This window comes from Actinophytocola sp., from assembly GCF_035634895.1.
In the GTDB taxonomy this organism is placed as follows: domain Bacteria; phylum Actinomycetota; class Actinomycetes; order Mycobacteriales; family Pseudonocardiaceae; genus Actinophytocola.
This window is the reverse complement of record NZ_DASQCC010000158.1, coordinates 1-22,726: the sequence shown is the minus strand read 5'-3', so window position 1 is coordinate 22,726 and position 22,726 is coordinate 1. Positions and strand designations below refer to the sequence as shown.

Annotated in this window: 22 protein-coding genes and 2 pseudogenes; 14 read left to right on the top strand and 10 right to left on the bottom strand. The window is 69.1% G+C overall.

Annotation, left to right across the window (positions count from 1 at the left end; all coding sequences use genetic code 11):
• Window positions 1-165: 165 nt before the first annotated feature.
• The 6 genes and pseudogenes from VET29_RS23850 to VET29_RS23825 form a co-directional block, all read right to left on the bottom strand.
• A pseudogene (locus VET29_RS23850) lies at window positions 166-354 on the bottom strand (MBL fold metallo-hydrolase); the annotation flags it as partial.
• A 27-nt stretch (window positions 355-381) separates the two neighbouring features.
• Complete coding sequence (locus VET29_RS23845; RefSeq protein WP_324924192.1) at window positions 382-846, bottom strand: type II toxin-antitoxin system VapC family toxin; 465 nt, start codon at window positions 844-846, stop codon at window positions 382-384.
• On the bottom strand, window positions 836-1,102 hold the full coding sequence (locus tag VET29_RS23840; protein ID WP_324924190.1) for a type II toxin-antitoxin system prevent-host-death family antitoxin: 267 nt from the start codon (window positions 1,100-1,102) through the stop codon (window positions 836-838). The genes VET29_RS23845 and VET29_RS23840 overlap by 11 nt, the downstream gene beginning before the upstream one ends.
• A 55-nt stretch (window positions 1,103-1,157) precedes the next feature.
• A pseudogene (locus VET29_RS23835) lies at window positions 1,158-1,358 on the bottom strand (MBL fold metallo-hydrolase); the annotation flags it as partial.
• 19 nt (window positions 1,359-1,377) lie between these two features.
• A complete protein-coding gene (locus tag VET29_RS23830; protein WP_414636586.1) occupies window positions 1,378-2,454 on the bottom strand; it encodes a beta family protein in 1,077 nt (358 codons plus the stop codon).
• A 220-nt stretch (window positions 2,455-2,674) separates the two neighbouring features.
• Complete coding sequence (locus tag VET29_RS23825) at window positions 2,675-3,394, bottom strand: MBL fold metallo-hydrolase (protein WP_414636585.1); 720 nt, start codon at window positions 3,392-3,394, stop codon at window positions 2,675-2,677.
• Between the two features lie 6 nt (window positions 3,395-3,400).
• Between VET29_RS23825 and VET29_RS23820 the strand changes: the two genes are divergently transcribed.
• The gene (locus VET29_RS23820; protein WP_324924186.1) at window positions 3,401-3,949 is read left to right on the top strand and encodes a DUF1349 domain-containing protein; all 549 of its coding nucleotides are present in this window, start codon (window positions 3,401-3,403) and stop codon (window positions 3,947-3,949) included.
• A 13-nt stretch (window positions 3,950-3,962) separates the two neighbouring features.
• On the opposite strand, the gene VET29_RS23815 is transcribed toward VET29_RS23820, so the two are convergent.
• A complete protein-coding gene (locus VET29_RS23815; protein ID WP_324924184.1) occupies window positions 3,963-4,754 on the bottom strand; it encodes a maleylpyruvate isomerase family mycothiol-dependent enzyme in 792 nt (263 codons plus the stop codon).
• 213 nt (window positions 4,755-4,967) lie between these two features.
• Here VET29_RS23815 and uvrA point away from each other — a divergent pair, with 213 nt between their 5' ends.
• On the top strand, window positions 4,968-7,820 hold the full coding sequence (uvrA, locus tag VET29_RS23810) for an excinuclease ABC subunit UvrA (RefSeq protein ID WP_324924182.1): 2,853 nt from the start codon (window positions 4,968-4,970) through the stop codon (window positions 7,818-7,820).
• A gap of 195 nt (window positions 7,821-8,015) precedes the next feature.
• Here uvrA and VET29_RS23805 read toward each other — a convergent pair whose 3' ends face one another.
• Window positions 8,016-8,885, bottom strand: coding sequence for an oxidoreductase (locus tag VET29_RS23805; RefSeq protein ID WP_324924180.1), 870 nt, complete (start codon window positions 8,883-8,885; stop codon window positions 8,016-8,018).
• Between the two features lie 34 nt (window positions 8,886-8,919).
• On the opposite strand from VET29_RS23805, the gene VET29_RS23800 reads away from it, so the two are divergent.
• Window positions 8,920-9,366 (top strand): SRPBCC family protein, encoded by a 447-nt coding sequence (locus VET29_RS23800; protein WP_324924178.1) that lies wholly within the window; start codon window positions 8,920-8,922, stop codon window positions 9,364-9,366.
• Between the two features lie 135 nt (window positions 9,367-9,501).
• A complete protein-coding gene (locus VET29_RS23795; protein WP_324924176.1) occupies window positions 9,502-10,479 on the top strand; it encodes an AraC family transcriptional regulator in 978 nt (325 codons plus the stop codon).
• Here VET29_RS23795 and VET29_RS23790 read toward each other — a convergent pair.
• Window positions 10,466-11,029: a helix-turn-helix domain-containing protein gene (locus VET29_RS23790; RefSeq protein ID WP_324924174.1), complete on the bottom strand. Its 564-nt coding sequence runs from the start codon at window positions 11,027-11,029 to the stop codon at window positions 10,466-10,468. The two genes, VET29_RS23795 and VET29_RS23790, sit on opposite strands and share 14 nt — an antisense overlap.
• A 44-nt stretch (window positions 11,030-11,073) precedes the next feature.
• On the opposite strand from VET29_RS23790, the gene VET29_RS23785 reads away from it, so the two are divergent.
• On the top strand, window positions 11,074-11,529 hold the full coding sequence (locus tag VET29_RS23785) for a pyridoxamine 5'-phosphate oxidase family protein (protein WP_324924172.1): 456 nt from the start codon (window positions 11,074-11,076) through the stop codon (window positions 11,527-11,529).
• A 69-nt stretch (window positions 11,530-11,598) separates the two neighbouring features.
• Here VET29_RS23785 and VET29_RS23780 read toward each other — a convergent pair whose 3' ends face one another.
• Window positions 11,599-12,963 carry a cation:dicarboxylate symporter family transporter gene (locus VET29_RS23780; RefSeq protein ID WP_324924170.1) on the bottom strand — a complete coding sequence of 455 codons (1,365 nt, stop codon included), beginning with the start codon at window positions 12,961-12,963 and terminating at the stop codon, window positions 11,599-11,601.
• Between the two features lie 103 nt (window positions 12,964-13,066).
• On the opposite strand from VET29_RS23780, the gene VET29_RS23775 reads away from it, so the two are divergent.
• From VET29_RS23775 to pheT, 9 genes are all read left to right on the top strand, one after another.
• A complete protein-coding gene (locus tag VET29_RS23775; RefSeq protein WP_324924168.1) occupies window positions 13,067-14,656 on the top strand; it encodes a sensor histidine kinase in 1,590 nt (529 codons plus the stop codon).
• A 60-nt stretch (window positions 14,657-14,716) separates the two neighbouring features.
• Window positions 14,717-15,391, top strand: coding sequence for a response regulator (locus tag VET29_RS23770; protein WP_324924166.1), 675 nt, complete (start codon window positions 14,717-14,719; stop codon window positions 15,389-15,391).
• A gap of 308 nt (window positions 15,392-15,699) precedes the next feature.
• Complete coding sequence (infC, locus tag VET29_RS23765; protein WP_324924235.1) at window positions 15,700-16,254, top strand: translation initiation factor IF-3; 555 nt, start codon at window positions 15,700-15,702, stop codon at window positions 16,252-16,254.
• A gap of 74 nt (window positions 16,255-16,328) precedes the next feature.
• Entirely contained in the window at window positions 16,329-16,523 is a 195-nt protein-coding gene (gene rpmI / locus VET29_RS23760) for a 50S ribosomal protein L35 (protein WP_324924164.1), read from the top strand.
• Window positions 16,524-16,586: 63 nt separating this feature from the next.
• Window positions 16,587-16,961 carry a 50S ribosomal protein L20 gene (rplT, locus tag VET29_RS23755; protein WP_324924162.1) on the top strand — a complete coding sequence of 125 codons (375 nt, stop codon included), beginning with the start codon at window positions 16,587-16,589 and terminating at the stop codon, window positions 16,959-16,961.
• 5 nt (window positions 16,962-16,966) lie between these two features.
• On the top strand, window positions 16,967-17,788 hold the full coding sequence (locus VET29_RS23750; protein ID WP_324924160.1) for an RNA methyltransferase: 822 nt from the start codon (window positions 16,967-16,969) through the stop codon (window positions 17,786-17,788).
• Between the two features lie 134 nt (window positions 17,789-17,922).
• A complete protein-coding gene (locus tag VET29_RS23745; RefSeq protein WP_324924158.1) occupies window positions 17,923-18,741 on the top strand; it encodes a DUF6159 family protein in 819 nt (272 codons plus the stop codon).
• A gap of 106 nt (window positions 18,742-18,847) precedes the next feature.
• Window positions 18,848-19,915, top strand: coding sequence for a phenylalanine--tRNA ligase subunit alpha (gene pheS / locus VET29_RS23740; protein WP_324924156.1), 1,068 nt, complete (start codon window positions 18,848-18,850; stop codon window positions 19,913-19,915).
• 29 nt (window positions 19,916-19,944) lie between these two features.
• Window positions 19,945-22,455 carry a phenylalanine--tRNA ligase subunit beta gene (gene pheT, locus VET29_RS23735; RefSeq protein WP_324924154.1) on the top strand — a complete coding sequence of 837 codons (2,511 nt, stop codon included), beginning with the start codon at window positions 19,945-19,947 and terminating at the stop codon, window positions 22,453-22,455.
• Window positions 22,456-22,726 lie beyond the last annotated feature (271 nt).

The following is a 22,726-nucleotide window of genomic DNA, read 5'->3' as shown; positions in this document are numbered from 1 at the left end:
CGCCGAACTTTGAGACGCGCTACGACCGAATCCTGAGAGGTCAGCTCACCGTCACCGTTGTCGGCCGACGTGATCGGTGATGGGGCACGGGCAGCTGATCTGACCGCGCGGGGTCAACGTGGGGAGGGCTGCCTACTGGTCAATGCGGCCTCTGCCAACGTCAGTTCACCAGCCGCGCGCACGCCACTCATCGAGCTTCGGCCGATCCGCACCGAGCGTGGAGTCGTTTCCGTGCTCCGGATAGAACCAGGTGTCGTCGGGGAGTTTGTCGAAGATCCGTGACGCCACGTCGTTGAGCAACGACGTGGCTTTCTCCGCAGACGTCGTCCACCCCACCCCACCGGGAAACAGAGATCGCGCGGGCGGCGAACAAAACGGTGGTCAGCGACCTTCGTGAGGAACGAATGGCCGAGAGACCGAAACGATGGGGAGTAGATCCTGAAGTCCGTCGAAGTCGCCAGGATTGGTCGTGTACAGCGGTAGTTCCTCGGCCATGGCGGTTGCGGCGATCATCAGGTCCACGGTTCGGCGGCGTGGTTTTCGTCCGACGGCGACGACCGAGGCGGTGACCCGGCCGTAGATCCTGGCCGCCTCGACACCGAACGGGATGGGATCGAACTCGTGCTCGGCGCGCTGGAGTACGTCGAGGCGGCGGGCGCGTTCCGCGTGCTCGTCGTACGTGCTCTGCTCGCTGTTCGGGCGCACTTGGTGCGGGCCTGCGGAGAGTTCGGCGAGCGTCAACGCACTGATCGCCATCTCGTTCGGCAGTTCGGCCGTATCGACCCAGCGGCGCAGGATCAGGATGTTCGTGTCGATGAGGCCCTGGTTGTAGCTGTCAACGCTCATACGGGTCGAGAACCTCCTGCTCGGCGGCAGCTGTCTGGTCCTCGCGGAATGCGTTGATGTCGAGGCTCGCGGCATTGCGTGACATGGTGGCGAACTCATCCCGTGCGACGAACCGTCGGCGCCGACGCAATGGGATCAGCTCGCCGACTTCGTGGCCGTCACGGGTGACCGTGAACGACTGGCCGCCTTCGACCGCGTCCATGATCTCTTTGGACCGGCTGCGAAGGTCTCGTTGGGTGATCTCGGGCTGGGCCATGACATCCGATGATACACGCTGGTGCCACGCAGTGGCACAGTGTGGCACACTGGGATCACCAGCCGCGTTCGCGCCATTCGTCGGAGCTTGGGGCGCTCCACACCCAACGTGGAGTCGTCGCCGTGGCCTGGATAGAACCAGGTGTCGTCGGGGAGTTTGTCGAAGATCCGTGACGCCACATCGTTGATCAACGACGTGAAGTTCTCCGGGGACGTCGTCCGCCCACCCCGCCGGGGAACAGCGAGTCGCCGGAGAAGGTCCTGCCGACGTGGCTCTCACAGGTTGTTCGGCGTGCGGCGTGCCAGGTGGGACAGGTGGTGTGAGGTGGCCATGGAGAGCCACTGGGAGACGCTGCCGGCGGTCCGTCTGCCTCCGCGTCGGCACTGGGCCAACTCCTGGTCGCCCCATGAGTAGTCGCCGCCGGCGAACTCGGGCCGGGAGACGAGTTCCTCGGCCAGGTCCGCGAACGCTTCGGCAGCCGCGCCCGATGGTGTCTTGCCGTCGACCTTGGTCGGCTGTCTGCGAAACACGATCGTGGATCCCGGGATCGTGTAGTACAGGTAGGGGTTGGGACTGCGGGCCATCGAGGTACCGCTCGCCGGTGGCGCCGGGTGTGTGACGCCGTAGTCCCCGTACTGGATCGCTCCGTCCAACTCTTCGGCGACTGCGAGCCACAGCGCTACCTCGGGACGGTCGCGAGCAGTGGTCACGAACCCGTTCCTCGTCGCCGGGACGGACCCGGCCAGCAGCGTCGTCGACTCGGGTCCGAGCTGGTCGACCAGCATTCGCGCGACCGAGACCGCTTGTCGTACGGCGGCCGGTGGAACTGTCTCGACGAACCCCAGATCGATGACGGCGTGCATGTCGTCAGGCCTGGTTCGAACGAGCCGAGCGACGCGCCGAAGGCGCTGGTGAAGGTCGGACACCGGGGCGTTGAGTGCCCGAAACCGCACCACGACGTCGCGTTCCCGATGCTCGCGCAGCGAGGCGACCAGCCCGAGTTCGTTATCGGTCGCGCAGTCCGGGACAACCGGGATCAATGGCGGGACGTCCGGGACCTGCAGCGAGGTCATCAAGCCGAACTCGGTCACCAGCCTCGCCTCGACGCTCTGGTCGAGGAACTCGAACGGACCGCCGGGGCGTCGGGCGAGGGCAGCGTTTCCGCTCAACGCGTGGGTGTCGACCCAGAGCGGGCGCCCCATCATCACCATGTGTGCTGCGGCTTCGACGAGCGCGGGAAACAGCTGCGCCCCGTCCGCGGGTGCAACCGAATCCAGCAGCTCGACGACGATTCTGGGGCTTGTTCCCTGGTGGTCCGAGGTGGTGTGGCAGATCGCCTTCAACTCGCCCATCTTGCTCTTCAGAGCGACCAATGGTCTGAAGGACATCGCCAGTTCCTCCGGAGAAGCGTCCGAGCAGCGCCGGGCCAAACACTCATGGTGCGCGCCGCAGCGTTTGCCCGTGGTCCTCCGGAAGAGTGAAATTAGGGGGTGATCAGGTCTTTCGGTCCGGGTTCGAACAGGAGCCGACGTAGTGGCTGACCGGTGTGTTCGCCCTCACCGGTGCAGACCCTCACCAGCCCCGTGTTCGCCATTCGCCGAGCTTCGGGCGCTCCTCGCCTAGAGTGGAGTCGTCTCCGTGACCGGGGTAGAACCACGTGTCATCAGGCAGTTTGCCGAAGACGCGTGACTCCAGGTCGTTCATCAGGCTGGTGAAGTTCTCGGGTTTTGTTGTCCGCCCTGGACCGCCTGGGAACAGTGAGTCGCCGGTGAACAGGTGGGCGTGGCCCTTGGGGTCGCGGTACAGGAGTGCCACCGAACCCGGGGTGTGGCCGCGGAGGTGGATGACCTCGAGCTCGCAGTCGCCGACCGGGACGGTGTCGCCCTGGGTCACGTAGCGGTCGGGGGGCACAGGGAGTGGACCCGCGTCCGACTCGTGGGCGATCGTGTTCGCGCCGTACGCGCCCGCGATCGCGCCCAGAGCGGCCCAGTGGTCCTGGTGTTGGTGCGTCGTCACGATCGTGCGCAGGGTGGGGCGGTCGTCGCCGTGGCCGATGAGGTCCGAGAGGCGTTCCGGCTCGTTCGCCGCGTCGATCAGCAGGGCTTCCCTGGTGTTCTGGCACACGAGCAGGTACGCGTTGTTGTCCATCGGGCCGACCGAGATCTTGGTGATCGTCAGTGCGTCCAGCGTGCGCCTTGAGGCCGGGCCGCCTGGCTCGACATGACCTGTGTACTCATCGACAACGTCCACGATCGCCGACCCTAGCGGCTGGCCCCGGCGGACTGACAGCATGGCGGGGTGGATCACCTGATGAAGGACGGCTGGCGCTGGCTGAACGAACCGGCGCGGTGGAGTGGCGACACGATCACGGCCGACCCCGAGACCGACTTCTGGCGCACCACCCACTACGGCTACGTCCACGACAACGCCCATATCCTGGGCACCGACCGGACCGGTGACTTCGAGCTGACGGTCACCTTCACCGGCGACTACCTGGCGCTCTACGACCAGGCCGGCATCGGGCTCTGGATCGACGAGCGGAACTGGATCAAGAGCGGCATCGAGTTCGTCGAGGGCCGTCAGCTGCTATCGGCCGTGGTGACGCGCGACGTGTCCGACTGGTCGGTGATCCCGCTCACCGAACCGGCCGAGAAGGTCACGATCTCGGCCGCTCGGGAGGGTGACGCGGTCACCATCCACTACGGCCTGAACGGCTCCCCACCTGCGGAGATGCTGCGCCTCACGTACTTCCCGCCTGGACTGTCGGTGCTTGCTGGTGTGATGTGCGCGTCACCGACCGGGACGGGATTCGCCACACGATTCGAGGACATCACGATCCGGCCCTGAGCGGCTCGCCCGCCTAGCCCCACGCGGGGAGCACCGGCACGTCGCCGCGCAGTTCCGCGCCGTCGCCACGACCGGTCAGCCACGCTATGACGTCGGCGGCGGGACCCGCGACCTCGTAGGTCCTGTCATCGCGCCCGCCGGCCAGGTCCCACGTCCGCGTACCACCGGACAGCTCGGCGGTGAGCCGCACCGCCGGCCCGTCCGCCCGGTCGAGGTGCGCGGTGAGCGACACCTCCAGCACGTGCTCGAGGTGGTCCGCCGGGACCTCCGCGAAGGTGAAGCCGGCGTCGAGATCCACCAGGTGGACCCACACTTCGTGCAACCGCGCCAACGGCACGTCGGCCGCGGGGATCGGGCCCTGCCGCCGGGCGACGACCGACGCGCTCCACGCCCGTGCGGGCAGGTCCGTGGCGGCGACCATGAACCGGGCGCAGGCCGCCCGCAGGTCCTCCCGCAGCAGCTGCGCGAGCCGGCCGGCGCCCTCCTCGATGTCGGCGTCGCGGTCGGCCCTGCTCGCGTACATTGGATGCTCGACGCCGGTGCGCGCCCAGGTGAGCAGGTTGACCAGCGCGTCGGCGTTGCGGGCAAGGTGGGACACGACATGCGCTCTCGACCACCCGGGCAGCCGGCTCGGTTGGTGGATGGTGTGGTCGTCGAGTCCTGCGACAATGAGCTCGAGCCTCTCGGTCGCCTCGCGTACCAACGGAAGCAGGCGTACCGCGCGCTCCGCCGCCGGCCGCTCGCCGGCGTCCCGCTGCGCCGGTACACCGTTCTGTTGGACCGATGCCTCGGGTGAGATGCTCATACCGCCCAATCCCCGCGTGTTGGCAGCAAGACATGACTCGGAAAACCAGACCTGGTTACTCCAGCGTAGGTGAGCACAACCGGTAACCGATAGGCACGGGCCGCAACCCGTCCCGAAATTGTCGGTGCCCCGTCCTACAGTGGGCGCGGCCACGCCGCCCGCCCGGGAACCGGCCTGTGACCAGTCAGAAGAGAGAACTTCGAAGGGACTTCAGTGGCTGACCGCCTCGTCGTTCGCGGCGCCAGGGAGCACAACCTGCGCGGCGTGGACATCGACCTGCCCAGGAACAGCATGATCGTGTTCACCGGGCTGTCCGGGTCCGGCAAGTCGAGCCTGGCGTTCGACACGATCTTCGCCGAGGGGCAGCGCCGGTACGTGGAATCGCTGTCGGCCTACGCCAGGCAGTTCCTCGGCCAGATGGACAAACCGGACGTCGACTTCATCGAGGGTCTGTCACCGGCGGTGTCGATCGACCAGAAGTCGACCAACCGCAACCCGCGGTCGACCGTCGGCACGATCACCGAGGTCTACGACTACCTGCGCCTGCTGTTCGCGCGCGCGGGCAAGCCGCACTGCCCGCAGTGTGGCGAGCCGATCAGCAAGCAGACGCCGCAGCAGATCGTCGACCAGGTCATGGCCATGGAGGAGGGGCTGCGGTTCCAGGTCCTCGCGCCGGTGATCCGCGGCCGCAAGGGCGAGTACGTCGACCTGTTCTCCTCGCTGCAGTCCCAGGGCTACTCCCGTGCCCGCGTCGACGGCGAGGTCCACCAGCTGACCGAGCCGCCGAAGCTCAAGAAGCAGGAGAAGCACGAGATCGCGGTCGTGATCGACCGCCTGCAGGTCAAGGCCAGCTCGAAGCGCCGGCTCACCGACTCGGTCGAGACCGCGCTGCGCCTGGCCGACGGGCTGGTGGAGCTGGAGTTCGTCGACCTGCCGGACAACGACCCGAACCGCATCCGGGGCTTCTCCGAGAACCTGGCCTGCCCCAACGGCCACGCGCTCGCCGTCGAGGACTTCGAGCCGCGGTCGTTCTCGTTCAACTCGCCGTACGGCGCGTGCCCCGTATGCACCGGCATCGGCGTCCGCCAGGAGGTGGACCCCGAGCTGGTCGTGCCCGACCCGGAGCTGAGCCTGGCCGACGGCGCCATCGCCCCGTGGGCGGGCGGCCAGACCGCGGAGTACTTCGAGCGGCTGCTCACCTCGCTCGCCGAGGCCATCGGGTTCCGGATGGACACGCCGTGGCGCAAGCTGACGGCCAGGGCACAGAAGGCGGTGCTCCACGGCACCACGGACCAGGTGCACGTCCGCTACCGCAACCGGTACGGGCGCGAACGGTCGTACTACGCCAACTACGAGGGCGTGATCCCGTTCCTGGAGCGCCGCCAGGAGCAGACCGAGTCCGAGTACATGCGGGAGAAGTACGAGGGCTACATGCGGGAGGTGCCGTGCCCGGCGTGTGACGGCACCCGCCTCAAGCCCGAGATCCTCGCGGTCACCCTGACCCACAAGAAGGAGGGGCCGCGGTCGATCGCCGAGGTCACCGCGCTGTCGATCAGCGAGTGCGCGGACTTCCTGGCCGGCCTGCAGCTGGGCCGCCGCGAGCAGGCGATCGCGGGCGCGGTCCTCAAGGAGATCCAGGCGCGGCTGCGCTTCCTGCTCGACGTGGGCCTCGACTACCTGTCGCTGAACCGCGCCGCCGGCACCCTGTCCGGTGGCGAGGCGCAGCGGATCCGCCTGGCGACACAGATCGGGTCCGGTCTGGTGGGCGTGCTGTACGTGCTCGACGAGCCGTCGATCGGCCTGCACCAGCGCGACAACCATCGCCTGATCGAGACCCTGAGCAGGCTGCGTGACCTGGGTAACACGCTGATCGTGGTGGAGCACGACGAGGACACCATCCGCACGTCCGACTGGGTGGTCGACATCGGCCCCGGAGCGGGCGAGCACGGCGGCGAGATCATCCACAGTGGACCGTACGAGAAGCTGCTGAAGAACAAGAAGTCGCTCACGGGCGCCTACCTGTCGGGCCGGGAGCGGATCGAGATCCCGGCGATCCGGCGACCGGTGGACAAGAAGCGGCAGCTGACGGTGGTGGGCGCACGGGAGCACAACCTGCGCAACCTGGACGTGTCGTTCCCCATCGGTTGCCTGGTGTCGGTGACCGGCGTGTCGGGGTCGGGCAAGTCGACGCTCGTCAACGACATCCTGGCGACGGTGCTGGCGAACAAGCTCAACGGCGCGCGGCAGGTGCCCGGCCGCCACACCCGGGTGAACGGGCTGACGATGGTGGACAAGCTGGTCCGGGTGGACCAGTCGCCCATCGGGCGGACTCCGCGGTCGAACCCGGCGACGTACACGGGCGTGTGGGACCACGTGCGGAAGCTGTTCGCGGCGACCACCGAGGCGAAGGTTCGCGGGTACCAGCCGGGGCGGTTCTCGTTCAACGTCAAGGGTGGACGCTGTGAGGCGTGCGCGGGCGACGGCACCATCAAGATCGAGATGAACTTCCTGCCGGACGTCTATGTGCCCTGTGAGGTGTGCAAGGGGGCGCGGTACAACCGGGAGACGCTGGAGGTGCACTACAAGGGGAAGACCGTCGCCGAGGTGCTCGACATGCCGATCGAGGAGGCGGAGAAGTTCTTCGAGCCGATCAAGGCCATCCACCGGCACCTGAAGACCCTGGTCGACGTGGGTCTCGGGTACGTGCGGCTGGGGCAACCGGCGACGACTCTCTCGGGCGGCGAGGCCCAGCGCGTGAAGCTGGCTTCGGAGCTGCAGAAGCGGTCCACCGGTAAGACGGTCTACGTGTTGGACGAGCCGACGACCGGGCTGCACTTCGAGGACATCCGCAAGTTGATCGGCGTCATCAACGGGTTGGTGGACAAGGGCAACACGGTCATCGTCATCGAGCACAACCTGGACGTGATCAAGACTTCGGACTGGATCATCGACATGGGGCCTGAGGGTGGGTCTCGCGGCGGCACCGTGATTGGTGAGGGGGCGCCGGAGGACATCGCCGCTTTGGCTGAGTCTTATACGGGGCAGTTCTTGAAGCAGGTTCTCTAGGTTTGCTGGGTTGTCGGGGAGGGGCCGCCGCCGGGGGCCGCCGGGGGAGGGGTGGCCAGGGCTGGTCAGGTGGTTGGGTTGGCGAGGGGCGGTTTAGTCCGCCATCACCAGGCGGCAGACAAGCCCGCCCCGGCCGTTCCTGCCAACGTCACCACAAGCTCCGCCGCCAGGAACAACAAGAGACATAAACCTACGTTAGAACGGGAACGTCACTTCGGTCAGTTTTTCTGACAGGTTCCACAGGCTTTTTGCTTTTTCTCGGTCTTGTGAGGCTGGGCTCGAGTTGGTGAGTTTCGGGTGGCCCCACATCAGTCGGCCGGGGCCTACGAAACTGCCGTTAGGCAGGTCGGTCGTTGCCGCGTACAGAGAGGGCAGGGCGCCCATTTCCGGGCTTTGTGCTATTGCGCGGTTGCCCAGGGTCATTAGCGAGTCCAGGATTGTTTCCGTGTGGGACATCAGGTTTGTTGCCACATAGCCCGGGTGGGTCGCGTATGACCTGATCGAGGAGCCGGCGGCCTCCAGTTTGCGGGCCAGCTCGTATGCGAACAGGAGGTTCGCCAGCTTCGACTGTTCGTAGGCGGCCCAGCGGCGATATTTCCTGCGCTCCCAGTTCAGGTCGTCCAGATCCAGTCGCCCGAACCAGTGAAAAGAGCTGGATACCGTCACCACCCGGTCGCGGACTCGGTCCAGCAGTAGGGCCGTCAGCGCGAAATGCCCCAGATGGTTGGTGCCCACCTGCATCTCGAAGCCGTCCACGGTTCGCCGGTACGGCACGGCCATCACCCCGGCGTTGTTCACCAGCACGTCCACCGGCTCGTCCATTGACCTGGCGAACTCCCTCACCGACGCCAGGTTGGCGAGGTCCAGGGCCCGTACCTCGACCGTGTCCGCCATCGTCGCGGCCGCTGCCTTGCCCTTGTCCACGTTGCGGCACGCCAGGATCACCCTCGCGCCCGCCGCGGCCAACGCCCCAGCCGTGGCCAGCCCCACGCCGCTGTTCGCGCCCGTCACGACCACCGTTCGCGTGCTCTGGTCCGGCAGGTCGGCCAGGGTCCATTTCGCCATGACCGCACCCTAGTGTTTCGCGCATACTCGGTGTGTGTCGCTCAACCAATACCGGTTCCGGAGTCTCTGGTCGGTCCGTGCCGCCGCCGGGCAGGTGTTCGACGCGCTCGTCGATCTCTCCCGCTATCCGGAATGGTGGCCGGACATTCGCTCCGTCACCCGAATCGATGACGACACCGCCGAGGTCGTCTGCCGGTCCACGTTGCCGTACGCGTTGACCTTCCGCATGCATCGGGCCGTGGAGGACCCGCGCGAAAGGCGGATGCGGGTGAACATAACCGGTGACCTCGTGGGCTACGTCCAGGGCGTCGTCGCCGAGCACGGGAAGCTGGGTGTGCTCCTGGACATCTCGCAGCGGGTGATCGTCACCAAACCACTGCTTCGCGCGCTCTCGCCCGTTGCCCGGCCCGTCTTCCGCGTCAACCACGCCCTCATGATGCGGCGGGGCCAGCGCGGCTTCCGCGCCTACCTCACCGGCTGAGGATCTCCCTGGTCGTTGCAGGGCGTCCCACCGGGCCGGGACCCGGATGGGGAATCTGTCACCGAAAGCATGCGGTTCATGCTCGATCGTCCAACTGGCTTGGATGGTTGGTGTAGAACCGCCATATTCAGTTCCATGAAGGGTTTTGACCCCTGGGCGCCCACCGACCCCGTCGGTGAGGCACTGCACCTGCTGCGGATGAACGGTGCGTTCTACTGCCGCGTCGAGATGTCGGCTCCCTGGGGCATGGCGATGCCGGCGATGCCGGGACACCTGTGGTTCCACGTCGTCACCGCGGGCACGTGCTGGCTCGGCACCGGTGACGGCCCGCCGCGCGTGATGGGCGCCGGTGAGCTGGTGCTCGTGCCGCACGGTCAGGGACACACGCTGCTCAGCGAGCCCGGCGTGGCCACGCCCGGCGTGCTCGACCTGCCCCGTGAGCTGGTCAGCGAACGCTACGAGATGCTGCGGCACGGCGGTGGCGGCGCGCCAACGCACATGATCTGCGGCGCGATCCGGTTCGACCAGCCGAGCGCGCGGCACCTGATCGAGGTGCTGCCCGAGACCCTGCACATCGAGACGGCCGGCAGCGCGCCGGACAGCTGGATGCCCAGCCTGCTGCGGCTGATGGCCAGCGAGGCGAGGGAGCTGCGGCCGGGCGGCGAGGAGGTGATCACCAGGTTGTCGGACATCATCGTCATCCAGGCGATCCGCACCTGGCTGGAGGCCGACCCCGCCGCGCGGACCGGCTGGCTCGGCGCGTTGCACGACCCGCAGCTCGGCCGTGCGCTGGCGCTGATCCACCGCCAGCCGGACCACGCGTGGACGGTCGCGGAGCTGGCGAGCGAGCTGGCGATGTCCCGGTCGGCGTTCTCGGCCCGGTTCACCAAGGTGGTGGGGGAGCCGGTCATGCAGTACGTGACCCGCTGGCGGATGCAGGTGGCGCTCCGCTCGTTCGAGGAGGGCCGGACGACGACCGCGGAGCTGGCGCGCAAGCTCGGCTACCGCTCCGAGGCCGCGTTCGCCCGCGCCTTCAAACGCGTGCTGGGCGTCTCCCCGGGGGCGGCCAGGAAACGCCGCGGCGACGACCTGCTGGACTTCAACGCCAGCTGACGAGCACCGCCCGCACATCCGCCCGCAGCACGTCCGCCATCGCGTCGTGCGGGTTCAGCGCCCAGTCCATCAGCGCGCCGTGGGCGAGTGCCGCGATGACGCGTGCCGCCTGCGCCGGTGGGGGAGCGCCCGGCAGTCCTGCCATCGTGAACAGGTCAGTCAGCACCTCGTGCACGCTCGCCCGCAAGGCCGCGAAACCCGACCGCAGCGCGGGGTCCGCCAGGTCGACCCCCAGCTGACCCAGGTGGTTGGTGACCGTCGCCGGCTCGTCGAGGCCGTCGGCGATCACGAGCGCGGCCGCCGTGACCGCCGCGACCGGGTCGAGGCCGTGGGCGGCGGCACGCATGCGTGGTCCGACGCTCGCCGCGCCGATGTTCATCATCGCCAGCAGCAGGTTCTGTTTGGAGCCGAACCGCCCGGCCACGGTGCCCACCGCGACGCCGGCCTCGGCCGCGACCTGGGCGAGGGTGAACCCCGGGCCGTACCGGCCGATCGCGCGGCCGGCCGCCGCCATCAGGCCGTCGTCGGAGATCTTTCTCGGTCGCGCCACGGATGTTATTGAACCACGGTTCGAAAACGGGATACCATCCGAGCATGGCGAGATGGCAGGACATCGAGAAGGACGCGCCGGAGTTCGCGAAGCGGGTGCGCGACGTGTTCGGGGCCGGCAAGCACAAGACGCTCGCGACCCTGCGGGGCGACGGTTCGCCGCGCATCAGCGGGTCGGAGCTGCAGTTCGAGGACGGCGAGGTGACGTTCGGCATGATGGCCGACTCGCTCAAGCTCGCCGACGTGCGGAGGGACCCGCGCGTCGCCGTGCACAGCCCGTCGCTCGACCCGCCGGCGGAGGGGGAGTGGCACGGTGACGCCAAGATCGCCGGCCGGGCGGTCGAGGTGCCACCGGCCGAGGGCGCGGAACCCGGCTCGGGGCACTTCCGCATCGACGTCACCGAGGTCGCGCTGACCTACCTCGGCGGCACGCCGCCGGACCACCTGGTGATCGAGTCCTGGCACGACGGCACGGGCTGGCGCCGCCGCACCCGCAAGTAAAGAGGCCCGCTGCCGAGGGGGTGACGGCAGCGGGCCCTCCACCTCCGGTCCACCGGAGGAGACCAACGGTCAGCTCGGCGACGGCTTCGGCTCCGAGTCGGCCCGTTCGGGCTCGGGCGGGGGCGCGTCCTCGTCGAGCAGGGTGCGTTCGTCGAACGGGTCCTCGCCCGCCAGTACGCGGTCCGCCTTCTCGCGGTCGAACTCCTTGGTCCAGGTGCCCACCAGCACCGTCGCCACCGAGTTGCCGGCGAAGTTCGTCAGCGCCCGGGCCTCGGACATGAACCGGTCGATGCCGACGATCAACCCGACGCCGTCGACCAGCTCCGGCCGGTGCGACTGGAGCCCACCGGCGAGGGTCGCCAGCCCGGCGCCCGTCACGCCCGCCGCGCCCTTCGACGCGACGATCATGAACAGCAGCAGCCCGATCTGCTCCCCGAACGCCAGCGGCTTGTTCATGGCCTCCGCGATGAACAACGTCGCCATCGTCAGGTAGATCGCCGTGCCGTCCAGGTTGAACGAGTAGCCCGTCGGGACCGTGATGCCGGCGACGGGCCTGCTCACGCCGAGGTGCTCCATCTTGGCGATGAGCCGAGGCAGCGCGACCTCGGACGACGACGTGGACAGGATCAGCAGGAACTCACGCGACAGATACCTGAACAGCGCCACGATGTTCATCCGCGCCACCACCCACAGGATGGAGGACAGCACGACGAACACGAACAGGATGCACGTGACGTAGAAGCCGAGCATGATGATGAACAGGCTCTTCAGCGCCGCCCAGCCGGTCTCGCCGACCACCGCCGCTATCGCGCCGAACGCGCCGACCGGCGCCACCCACATGATCATCGACAGGATGCGGAAGACCAGTCGCTGGATGTGTCCGATCCCCCGCAGGATCGGCTCGCCCTTCGATCCGAGTGCCTGCAGGGCGAACCCGGCGAGCAGCGCCACCAGCAGCGTCTGCAGTACCGAGCCCTCGGTGAACGCGGACACCAGCGTGGTCGGGATGATCCCGAGCAGGAACTCGACCGTGCCCTCCGACTCGGCCACCTGTTTCTTGCCGGCCGCCGCGACGTCCGGCGTGAGGTTGAGGCCCTCACCGGGATGCAGGATGTTGCCGACGACGAGACCGATGATCAGCGCCACCGTCGACATTACGAGGAAGTAGCCGATGGCGAGCGTGCCGACCTTGCCGACCTTCGCGGCCTTGGCGACCGAGCCGACGCCGATGACGATCGAGCAGAAGATGATCGGGCTGATCATCATCTTGATCAGGTTGACGAACCCGGTGCCGAGCGGTTTCAGTTCCTTGCCGAGCTCCGGCCAGACCAGACCGATGACGATGCCGACCAGGACCGCGACCACCACGGCGATGTAGAGCAGATGTGTCCGGTCGCTTCGGCGGGACCGGACGGGCTGTTCAGCGCTGGACATGCGGGACATTGTCCGAGTGGTTATGACCTGGGTCACGTTTCTGTTCATTGCGTACACGGGCCTTGAGCGAAGGACGTTCGTGAAGCACGACACACTAGGCGGCATGGCAACCGAACGCCGAGGTTGGAGCCTCGCCCGGCAGCTGCTGGTGCTACAGGTGATCATCGTCGGCGTACTCGTGGTCGCCGGCGCGGTACTCGCGTTCCTCGACGTCGCCGCACGCACCAAGGCGTCCTCCCGCGACGAGGTCGTCGCCGTCGCGACGACCATCGCGGACACCCCCGCGATCGTCGACGCGGTCGAGGCGCCCGACCCGAGTGTGGTCCTGCAGCCGTTCACGAACCGCGTGCTGGACGACACCGGGATCGACTTCGTGACGATCATGGACACGAACGGCCGGCGGTGGACCCACCCGGACCCCGGACAGATCGGCGCGCGGTACCTCGGACACATCGAACAGGCGCTGGCCGGGCACGTGTTCGTCGAGACCTACACCGGCACCCTGGGCCCGTCCATCCGCGCGGTGGCCCCGATCCGGGACGGCAGGAAGATCGTCGCGCTCGTCAGCGTCGGCATCACGCTCGACGCGATCGCCGGCCAGGTCCGCGACCGCCTCGTGCTGCTCGCGCTGGTCGCCGCCGGTGCGCTCACGATCGGCATGGCCGGCACCTACCTGGTCAACCGCCGGCTCGCCAGGCAGACCCACGGGCTCGGCCCGGCCGAGCTGAGCCGGCGCCTGGAGTACCACGAGGCCATCCTGCACACCGTGCGCGAAGGCCTGCTGCTCGTCGACCCGGCCGGCCGCGTGACGTTGTGCAACGACGGCGCCCGCGAGCTGCTCGACCTGCGGGGCGACGTCGAGGGCAGGGCGCTCACCGACCTGGGTCTACCGGCCGAGATGGTCGCGAGCATGGCCTCGGACCGGGCCACCCGGGACGAGCTCCACCTGACCGAGCGGCGGGTGCTGGTCGTCAACAGCGCGCCGGTCCGGTCCGGCGACCGTGCGCACGGCACGGTCGTGACCCTGCGCGACCACACCGACCTGCAGAGGCTGTCCGGCGAGCTGGACTCGGTCCGGGGCTTCGCCGAGTCGCTGCGCTCCCAGGCGCACGAGGCGGCGAACCGCCTGCACACGGTCGTGTCCCTGGTCGAGCTGGGCCGGTACGACGAGGCCGTCGAGTTCGCGACGGCGGAGCTCGCACTCGCGCAGCGGCTGACCGACCGGGTGGTGGACGCGGTGTCCGAGCCGGTGCTCGCGGCGTTGCTGCTGGGCAAGGCCGCCGAGGCCAGCGAGCGTGGCGTCGAGCTGGTGATCACCCCCGAGACGGAGATCGACGACGCGGTGCTGGGCGGCGCGCTCGCGCAGCGGGACGTGGTCACGATCCTGGGCAACCTCATCGACAACGGGCTGGACGCGGCACTCGAAGGTGGCAGTACGCCTCGGGTCTACGTCACCGCCCGCACCGAGAACGGGGAGCTGCTCCTCCGGGTGGAGGACACCGGAACGGGGCTCACGGCAGGCGAGGTCGCGTTCGACCGCGGCTGGTCGACCAAGGCCGACGGCCGTGGCCTCGGGCTGGCGCTCGTCCGGCAGGCGGTCCGCCGCGGCCACGGCACGATCGAGGTCGGCCAGGGCGACCGGGGGGCGGTGTTCACCGTGCGGCTGCCAGCGGCGCTGGTGAAGTCGCCGTGAGCGGAGCCGGGGAGTGAACCAACCGCACGAGCGAGGCCGTGGAGCGGGCGAGGAGGTCTCGTGATCGACGTGCTCGTCGTGGAGGACGACCTGGTCGCGGCCGAGGCGCACCGGCTCTACGTCGAGCGGGTCGATGGCTTCGCCGTGGCCGGTGTCGTGCACAGCGCCGCCGGGGCCCGCCGCGCGCTGGGGCGCCTCGACGTCGATCTCCTGCTGCTCGACCAGTACCTGCCCGACGGCAACGGTCTCGACCTGTGCCGGGCGCTGCGGGCCGAGGGCCGGCTCGTGGACGTGATCATGGTGACCTCGGCGCGTGACCTCACGCTCGTCCGGGCCGCGGTGTCCAGCGGGGTCGTGCAGTACCTGCTCAAGCCGTTCACGTTCGCGACCCTGCGGGACAAGCTGGAGCGGTACGCGCGGTTCCGGCGCGGCGTCGACCGGGCCGAGCAGGCCGACCAGACCGAGGTCGACCACCTCTTCGCCACGCTCCGGGGCAGCGAGGGCGCCCAGCTGCCGAAGGGCATGAGCCCGCCGACCCTGGACGCGGTGGCCGCGGCGCTGCGCGGCGCGGGCGACGGCCTGTCGGCCAGCGCGGCCGGCGACGCGCTGGGCATGTCCAGGGTCACCGCGCGCCGCTACCTCGAGTACCTCGCCGACCACGGGCTCGCCGTGCGCCAGCCGATATATGGTCAGGTCGGCAGGCCCGAGCTGCGCTACCAGTGGGCCAGCGGGTGACCCGCGGAACAAAACCCCCGACCGGGGGTGTTATCCTGTTCGCTGCGACCCGCCTCGTCCGCGAGGCGGTACAAGTGGAGCCCCGCTCCCACCCGAGTCACGACGTGGCCGGGTTCCGGTCGCCGCGGCAGCTGGCACGGCCTGTTGGAAGGGTCGAACCAGCTGGTCGAGGCATTTCCCGTCAGGTGCGGCGGGTGTGATCGGAAGCGGGCCCCGTTCGCCTTCATGGCGGCCGGGGTCTCGTGCTTGATGGGACTCCGCGAGGGTCGCGGGAGGTAGACAAGACCCAACCGGCCTGAGGAGGCCCCATCAGCTCCGAGACACGTATCAACGACCGCATCCGAGGTCCGGAGGTCCGCCTGGTCGGACCGAACGGCGAGCAGGTCGGCATCGTGCGCATCGAGGACGCACTGCGACTGGCTCAGGAAGCGGACCTGGACCTCGTGGAGGTTGCCCCGCAGGCTCGCCCGCCCGTCTGTCGGCTCATGGACTATGGCAAGTTCAAGTACGAGAGCGCGCAGAAGGCTCGCGAGTCGCGTCGAAACCAACAGCTCACCGTGATCAAGGAGCAGAAGCTCCGCCCGAAGATCGATACCCACGACTACGAGACCAAGCGCGGCCACGTGATGCGCTTCCTCGAGCACGGGAACAAGGTCAAAGTGACGATCATGTTCCGGGGTCGTGAGCAGTCCCGCCCCGAACTTGGCTTCCGGCTGCTGCAGCGGCTGGCCGAGGACGTCGCCGATCTCGGTTTCGTCGAGGCCGCGCCGAAGCAGGACGGTCGAAACATGATCATGGTGTTGGCGCCGCACAAGTCCCAGAAGACCCGTCCCAAGGCGAGCGCGGGCACCGACACGAACTGATCCGAGGCTGACCGAGACCGAGCGCGTCTCTGTTTCAGACCGCGCCCGGTCATCTCACTGTGCGAGGAAGACACATGCCCAAGAACAAGACCCACTCCGGTACCGCGAAGCGTGTTCGGATCACCGGCAAGGGAAAGCTGCGTCGTCAGAAGACGGGCCTCCGCCACAGGCTGGAGAAGAAGCCCAGCTCACTCACCCGGCGTCTGTCCGGCACCACCGAGGTCGCCAAGCAGGACGTCAAGCGCGTGAAGAAGCTGCTCGGTATCTGACCGACCGTTCCTTGACCACCGGGCGAGCGCCATGCCGCCCATGAGATCGACAGGATTTGCACCGTGGCACGCGTCAAGAGGGCGGTCAACGCCCAGAAGAAGCGCCGCACGACTCTCGAGCTGGCCAGTGGCTACCGGGGCCAGCGCTCGCGGCTGTACCGCAAGGCGAAGGAGCAGGTGCTCCACTCGCTCAACTACGCCTACCGGGACCGCCGCGCCCGCAAGGGTGACTTCCGCCAGCTGTGGATCACCCGTATCAACGCCGCGGCCCGCCAGAACGGCCTCACCTACAACCGGTTCATCCAGGGCCTGAAGAACGCCGGCGTCGAGGTGGACCGCAAGATCCTCGCCGAGCTGGCCGTCAACGACGAGGCCGCGTTCGCCGCGCTCGTCGAGGTCGCCCGCGAGAACGCGCACCCGCAGGGCAAGGCTTCCTGAACACCGTGACCCGACCCGGGGATGGTCCGTTCACCGAGCGGACACCCCGGGTCGTCGCTGCTCGGACCCTGTCGCGCCGCGCCGGCCGGCAGCGTGCCGGGCGTTTCCTCGTGGAGGGCACACAGGCCGTCCGTGAGGCCCTCGCCTGGCCGGGCGCCGTGCACGAGCTGTTCGTGACCGAGGACTTCCTGGCCCGCGACACCGAACTCGCCGCGTCGGCCGCCGACCGTGACGTCCTCGTCTCGACGGTGACCGATCGCGCGATGGCCGGCCTCGCGGAAACGGTGACCCCACAGGGAGTCGTCGCGGTGTGCGACCTCGTCGACCGGTCGCTCGCCGGCGCCCTCGCCGGCACACCCCAGCTGGTCGCCGTGCTCGTCGGTGTGTCCGACCCCGGCAACGCGGGCACGGTCATCCGGGTCGCGGACGCGGCCGGCGCCGACGCCGTGATCCTGGCCGGCGACGCGGTCGACCCGCACAACGGCAAGTGCGTGCGAGCCTCGACCGGCAGCGTCTTCCATGTGCCCATCGCCCGTGCGCCCGTCGACGACGTGCTCGCCGCCTGCCGCGCCGCCGGACTGCGCCTGGTCGCCGCGGACGGCTACGCGAAGTCGGAGCTGACGCCCGCCACCGCGACAGGCGCCACGGCGTGGCTGTTCGGCAGCGAGGCCCACGGCCTGCCCGACGAGGTGCGGTCGGCCGCCGACGAGTCGCTCCGCGTGCCGATCTACGGAGCCGCGGAAAGCCTCAACCTGGCCACCGCCGCCACGGTCTGCCTCTACGCCACGGCGTGGCGCCAACGCGCGGAAGACACAACGAATATCTGATCGGTCCGCTGCTCGTCCGCTTTCAGGTGTGGGGCCGCGTTGTCGAGGTGGATCGGGGCTCGGTATCCGTTTGCCGGCGCGGACGCGGGGAGAGGCCCTAAGCTGTCGCAACACACCGGATGTGGGGGTTCGCGATGGGTCGCTTCGGGCGTTCGTGGCAGATGTTCAAGGCGTCGTGGCGGGTGCTGCGGTCACGCAGGGAACTGGCGGTCTTCCCGCTGCTGTCCGGCGCCGCGGGCCTCGTCGTGGCGATCATCTTCCTGACGCCGGCCGTGTTCACCGTCGACACCGACGGCAAGGGCGCCACCCCCGGCACCTACGTGCTGCTCGTCGCCTTCTACCTGGTCAGCGCGTACGTCGCGATCTTCTTCAACGCCGCGCTGATCTCCCAGGCCCACATCGCGCTCAAGGGCGGTGACCCGACCGTCGCCGGCGGCCTGCGCACGGCGGGCTCGATGGCCGGCCGGCTGTTCCCGTGGGCGCTGCTGACCGCGACGGTGTCGTTGATCATCCGGGCCATCGAGGAGCGGCTCGGCTTCCTCGGCCGCATCATCGGCGGCCTGATCGGGATGGCCTGGAATCTCGTCACCTACCTGGTGCTGCCGATCATGGTCCTCGAGCGCGCGACCACCAAGCCCGCCGTCAAGCGCTCGGCGGAGCTGTTCCGCGGCACCTGGGGCGAGAACGTGCTGGGCAACGTCGGCATCGGGGCGGTCGGCTTCCTGCTGTTCCTGCCGTGCGTCCTCTTCGCCGTGCTCGGCGCCGCCGCGGGCGGGGCGGTGTCCTGGGTGTTCTTCGGCCTCGCCGTGGTCTGGTTCCTCGGCTCCGTCATCGTTACCAGCGCCCTGTCGGGCATCTACCAGACCGCGCTCTACCACTACGCCGCCGAGCGGAGCGTGCCGCAGGAGTTCGCGGGTGTCGACCTGGGTGCCGCGTTCCCTCCAAAGAGGTAAGTAGGGGAAACTGGTTGTCGGCCGTTTCGGCCGATCACCTAGGATCACTGTGCTCGCGGTATGCGCGGGCACCAGATCGATCCATTTCCGGGAGCGCGCACCGACCATGTCCGCAGCCAACGACTCCTACGACCCGAAGCAGGTCGCGGCCCTCGCGCCGGAGACCCTGCAGGCCGCCGTGGAGCAGGCGCGCAAGGAGTTCGAGGCAGCCGTCGACCTGGCGGCGCTCGCCGCGGTGAAGCCTGCCCACCTCGGGGACAAGGCGCCACTGATGATCGCCCGGCGCGAGATCGGCGCCCTGCCCCCCAACGCGAAGGCCGACGCCGGCAAGCGCGTCAACGAGGTGCAGAAACAGGTCCGCGCGGCGTTCGACGAGCGGCGCGTCGAGCTGGAGGCCGACCGCGACAAGCGGGTGCTCCGCGAGGAGGCCGTCGACGTCACGCTGCCATGGGACCGCCGGCCGCGTGGTGCCCGGCACCCGCTGACCACGCTCTCCGAGCGGATCGCGGACGTGTTCGTCGCCATGGGTTGGGAGATCGCCGAAGGCCCCGAGGTCGAGACCGAGTGGTTCAACTTCGACGCGCTCAACTTCAAGAAGGACCACCCGGCCCGCACCATGCAGGACACGTTCTACGTGGCCCCGGCCGACTCCAGCCTGGTCCTGCGCACCCACACCTCGCCGGTGCAGATCCGCTCGCTGCTCGAGCGTGACCTGCCGGTCTACGTCGTGTGCCCCGGCCGCACCTTCCGCACCGACGAGCTGGACGCCACGCACACGCCGGTCTTCCACCAGGTCGAGGGACTCGCGGTGGACAAGGGCCTCACGATGGCCCACCTGAAGGGCACGCTGGACGCGTTCGCCAAGGCGATGTTCGGCGACAGCTCCAAGATCCGGCTGCGCCCGTCCTACTTCCCTTTCACCGAGCCGTCCGCGGAGCCCGACGTGTGGTTCCCGGAGAAGAAGGGCGGCGCGGGCTGGGTCGAGTGGGGCGGCTGCGGCATGGTCCACCCCAACGTGCTGCGCGCCTGCGGCGTCGACCCCGACGTGTACTCGGGCTTCGCGTTCGGCATGGGCATCGAGCGGACGCTGCAGTTCCGCAATGGCATCCCGGACATGCGCGACATGGTCGAAGGGGACGTCCGGTTCACGGCGCCCTTCGGCATCGAGGCCTGAACGCGCCGTCAGTAGGAGAGGTAACGAACGTGCGGGTCCCCGTCAGCTGGCTCACCGAGCAACTCGAGACCAAGGAGAGGTTCACGGCGGAGCAGATCGCCGAGGCCTTCGTTCGCGTCGGTCTCGAGGTGGAGGAGGTCACCCCGCTGGGGCCGGTGACCGGTCCCGTCGTGGTCGGCCGCGTCGCCGAGATCGAGGAGCTCACCGGGTTCAAGAAGCCCATCCGGTACTGCATGGTCGAGGTCGCGGAGGCCGACGACCACGACGAGACCATGGGCCCGCGCATGCGCGGCGTCATCTGCGGCGCGACGAACTTCGCCGAGGGCGACCTCGTGGTGCTCGCCCTGCCCGGTGCGGTGCTGCCCGGCGGCTTCTCGATCACCAAGCGCAAGACCTACGGTCGCTACAGCGACGGCATGATCTGCTCCGCGCGCGAGCTGGGCCTGGGCGACGAGCACTCCGGCATCCTCGTACTGCCCAGCGGCGAGCACGTCGGCGCCGGTGACGACGCGGTCGAGTACCTGGAGCTGGACGAGAGCGTCATCGAGCTGTCCATCACGCCGGACCGCGGCTACGCGTTCTCGATCCGCGGGCTCGCCCGCGAGCTGGCGTGCGCGTTCGACATCCCGTACCGGGACCACGCCGCCATCGACGTGCCGGAGGCCGAGGGCCTCGCGTTCCCGATCACCGTCGAGAACGAGGAGGACTGCCCGCGCTTCGTCGCCCGCCGGGTCACCGGCGTCGACCCGACCGCGCCCACCCCGTTCTGGCTTCGCCGGCGGCTCATGCTCGCCGGCGTCCGGTCGATCTCGCTGGCCGTCGACGTCACGAACTACGTGATGCTCGAGATGGGCCAACCCATGCACGCGTTCGACACGTCCTCGGTCAAGGGCACCATGGTCGTCCGGCGGGCGAGACCGGGGGAGAAGCTCACCACGCTGGACGATGTCGAGCGCACGCTGGACCCGGACGACATCATCATCGCCGACGACACGGGCCCGATCTCGCTGGCCGGCGTGATGGGCGGCGCGAGCACCGAGGTCCGCACGGACAGCTCGGACATCCTGCTGGAGGCGGCGAACTGGGAGCCGACGGCGATCGCCAGGACCGTGCGCCGGCACAAGCTGCCGTCCGAGGCCTCGAAGCGTTTCGAGCGCCGGGTGGACGCCTTCATCGCGCCGATGGCGCTGGAGCGGGCGGCCAGGATCCTGCGTGACCACGCCGAGGGCAGCATCCAGCCCGGCAGGACCGACGTGGGCGGCGTGGTCCCGCTGCCGACGGTGACCATGCCGATCGGCCTGCCGGACCAGGTGGCCGGCACCCCGTACGCGAGCGGCGCGACCGTGCGGCGGCTCCAACAGATCGGCTGCACGACGGTCGACATGTTCACCGGCGAGGACGGCAAGTCGCGCGTGGTGATCCAGCCGCCGACCTGGCGGCCGGACCTGACCGAGCCGGCTGACCTGGTCGAGGAGGTGCTGCGGCTGGAGGGCTACGACACCATCCCGACCAAGCTGCCGCCGGCGCCCCCCGGCAAGGGCGCGACCGCGAGCCAGCTGCGCCGCCGCGCGGTGGGGCGGGCGCTGGCCGAGGCCGGCTACATCGAGGTGCTGCCGTTCCCCTTCGTGTCGCCGAACATCTGGGACTCCTTCGGCCTGGCCTTCGACGACAACCGCCGCCGGACCGTGTCGCTGCTCAACCCGCTGGAGGCGGAGCGCAGCGAGCTGGCGACGACGTTGTTGCCCGGGCTGCTGGACGCGCTGAACCGGAACGTGTCACGTGGGATGCGCGACGTGGCCTTGTTCCACATCGGGCAGGTGACGCTGCCGAAGGCACAGCAGGTGCCGGTGCCCACCGTGGGTGTGGACGGCCGTCCGTCGGAAGGGGAGGTCGCGGCGCTGATGGCCGCGCTGCCGCAGCAGCCGGTCCACGCGGCCGTGGTGCTGGCGGGCAACCGCGAGCAGACCGGCTGGTGGGGCCCCGGCGAGCCGGCGACGTGGGCGGATGCCGTGCGGGCCGCGCACGTCGTGGCCGAGGCGTCGGGTGTCGAGCTGGACATCCGGGCCGCCGAGCTGGCGCCCTGGCATCCCGGCCGGTGCGCGCAGCTGCGGGTCGGGGACCTGGCCGTCGGGTACGCCGGCGAGCTGCACCCGAAGGTGATCGACGCCCTGGGATTGCCGAAGCGTACCTGCGCGATGGAGCTGAAGCTGGAGGCGTTGCCACTGGTGGACCGGCGACCCGCGCCGGCTCCGTCGCCGTATCCGCCGGTCCTGCTGGACGTGGCACTGGTGGTGGACACGTCCGTGCCGGTCGCGGAGGTGGCCACGACCCTTCGCAACGGCGGCGGTGACCTGCTGGAGGAGCTGCGCCTGTTCGACGTGTTCACCGGGGAGCAGGTTGGTGAGGGGAAGCGATCGTTGGCCTACTCACTGCGGTTCCGGGCACCGGATCGGACGTTGACGGTTGAGGAGGCCACGGCTGCTCGGGATTCGGCCGTGGCTGCGGCTGCTGGGCGTTTCGGGGCTGCGCTTCGGGGTTGAGGCTTCGGGTTCTGGCCTAGGCGCGGGCCGGGGGTGCGTGGGGAAGGGTTGGCAACTGGGTCTGGTTGGGTGGGCCGGTTCTAGGCCTGTGGGCCCTCGCTGTCTTGTTGGTGCTAGTTGCCTTGTTGGTGCGGCGGTGCCGTGATTTGCCTCTTGCCTTGCCTTTCTTTGCCTTGCGATGCTTCCCCGCTCCCCGCTCCCCGCTTCCGGCTTCCGGCTTCCGGCTTCCGGCTTCCGGCTTCCGGCTTCCGGCTTCCGGCTTCCGGCTTCC

Excerpts from the sequence above, each read along its gene's own strand:
- pheS (WP_324924156.1), top strand. The coding sequence starts at position 18,848 with ATGTCCGCAGCCAACGACTCCTACGACCCGAAGCAGGTCGCGGCCCTC.
- VET29_RS23815 (WP_324924184.1), bottom strand. The coding sequence starts at position 4,754 with ATGAGCATCTCACCCGAGGCATCGGTCCAACAGAACGGTGTACCGGCG.
- VET29_RS23745 (WP_324924158.1), top strand. The coding sequence starts at position 17,923 with ATGGGTCGCTTCGGGCGTTCGTGGCAGATGTTCAAGGCGTCGTGGCGG.
- VET29_RS23780 (WP_324924170.1), bottom strand. The coding sequence starts at position 12,963 with ATGTCCAGCGCTGAACAGCCCGTCCGGTCCCGCCGAAGCGACCGGACA.
- VET29_RS23795 (WP_324924176.1), top strand. The coding sequence starts at position 9,502 with ATGAAGGGTTTTGACCCCTGGGCGCCCACCGACCCCGTCGGTGAGGCA.
- VET29_RS23840 (WP_324924190.1), bottom strand. The coding sequence starts at position 1,102 with ATGGCCCAGCCCGAGATCACCCAACGAGACCTTCGCAGCCGGTCCAAA.
- VET29_RS23825 (WP_414636585.1), bottom strand. The coding sequence starts at position 3,394 with ATGCTGTCAGTCCGCCGGGGCCAGCCGCTAGGGTCGGCGATCGTGGAC.
- VET29_RS23785 (WP_324924172.1), top strand. The coding sequence starts at position 11,074 with ATGGCGAGATGGCAGGACATCGAGAAGGACGCGCCGGAGTTCGCGAAG.
- VET29_RS23805 (WP_324924180.1), bottom strand. The coding sequence starts at position 8,885 with ATGGCGAAATGGACCCTGGCCGACCTGCCGGACCAGAGCACGCGAACG.
- VET29_RS23830 (WP_414636586.1), bottom strand. The coding sequence starts at position 2,454 with ATGGGCGAGTTGAAGGCGATCTGCCACACCACCTCGGACCACCAGGGA.
- VET29_RS23845 (WP_324924192.1), bottom strand. The coding sequence starts at position 846 with ATGAGCGTTGACAGCTACAACCAGGGCCTCATCGACACGAACATCCTG.
- VET29_RS23775 (WP_324924168.1), top strand. The coding sequence starts at position 13,067 with ATGGCAACCGAACGCCGAGGTTGGAGCCTCGCCCGGCAGCTGCTGGTG.
- rpmI (WP_324924164.1), top strand. The coding sequence starts at position 16,329 with ATGCCCAAGAACAAGACCCACTCCGGTACCGCGAAGCGTGTTCGGATC.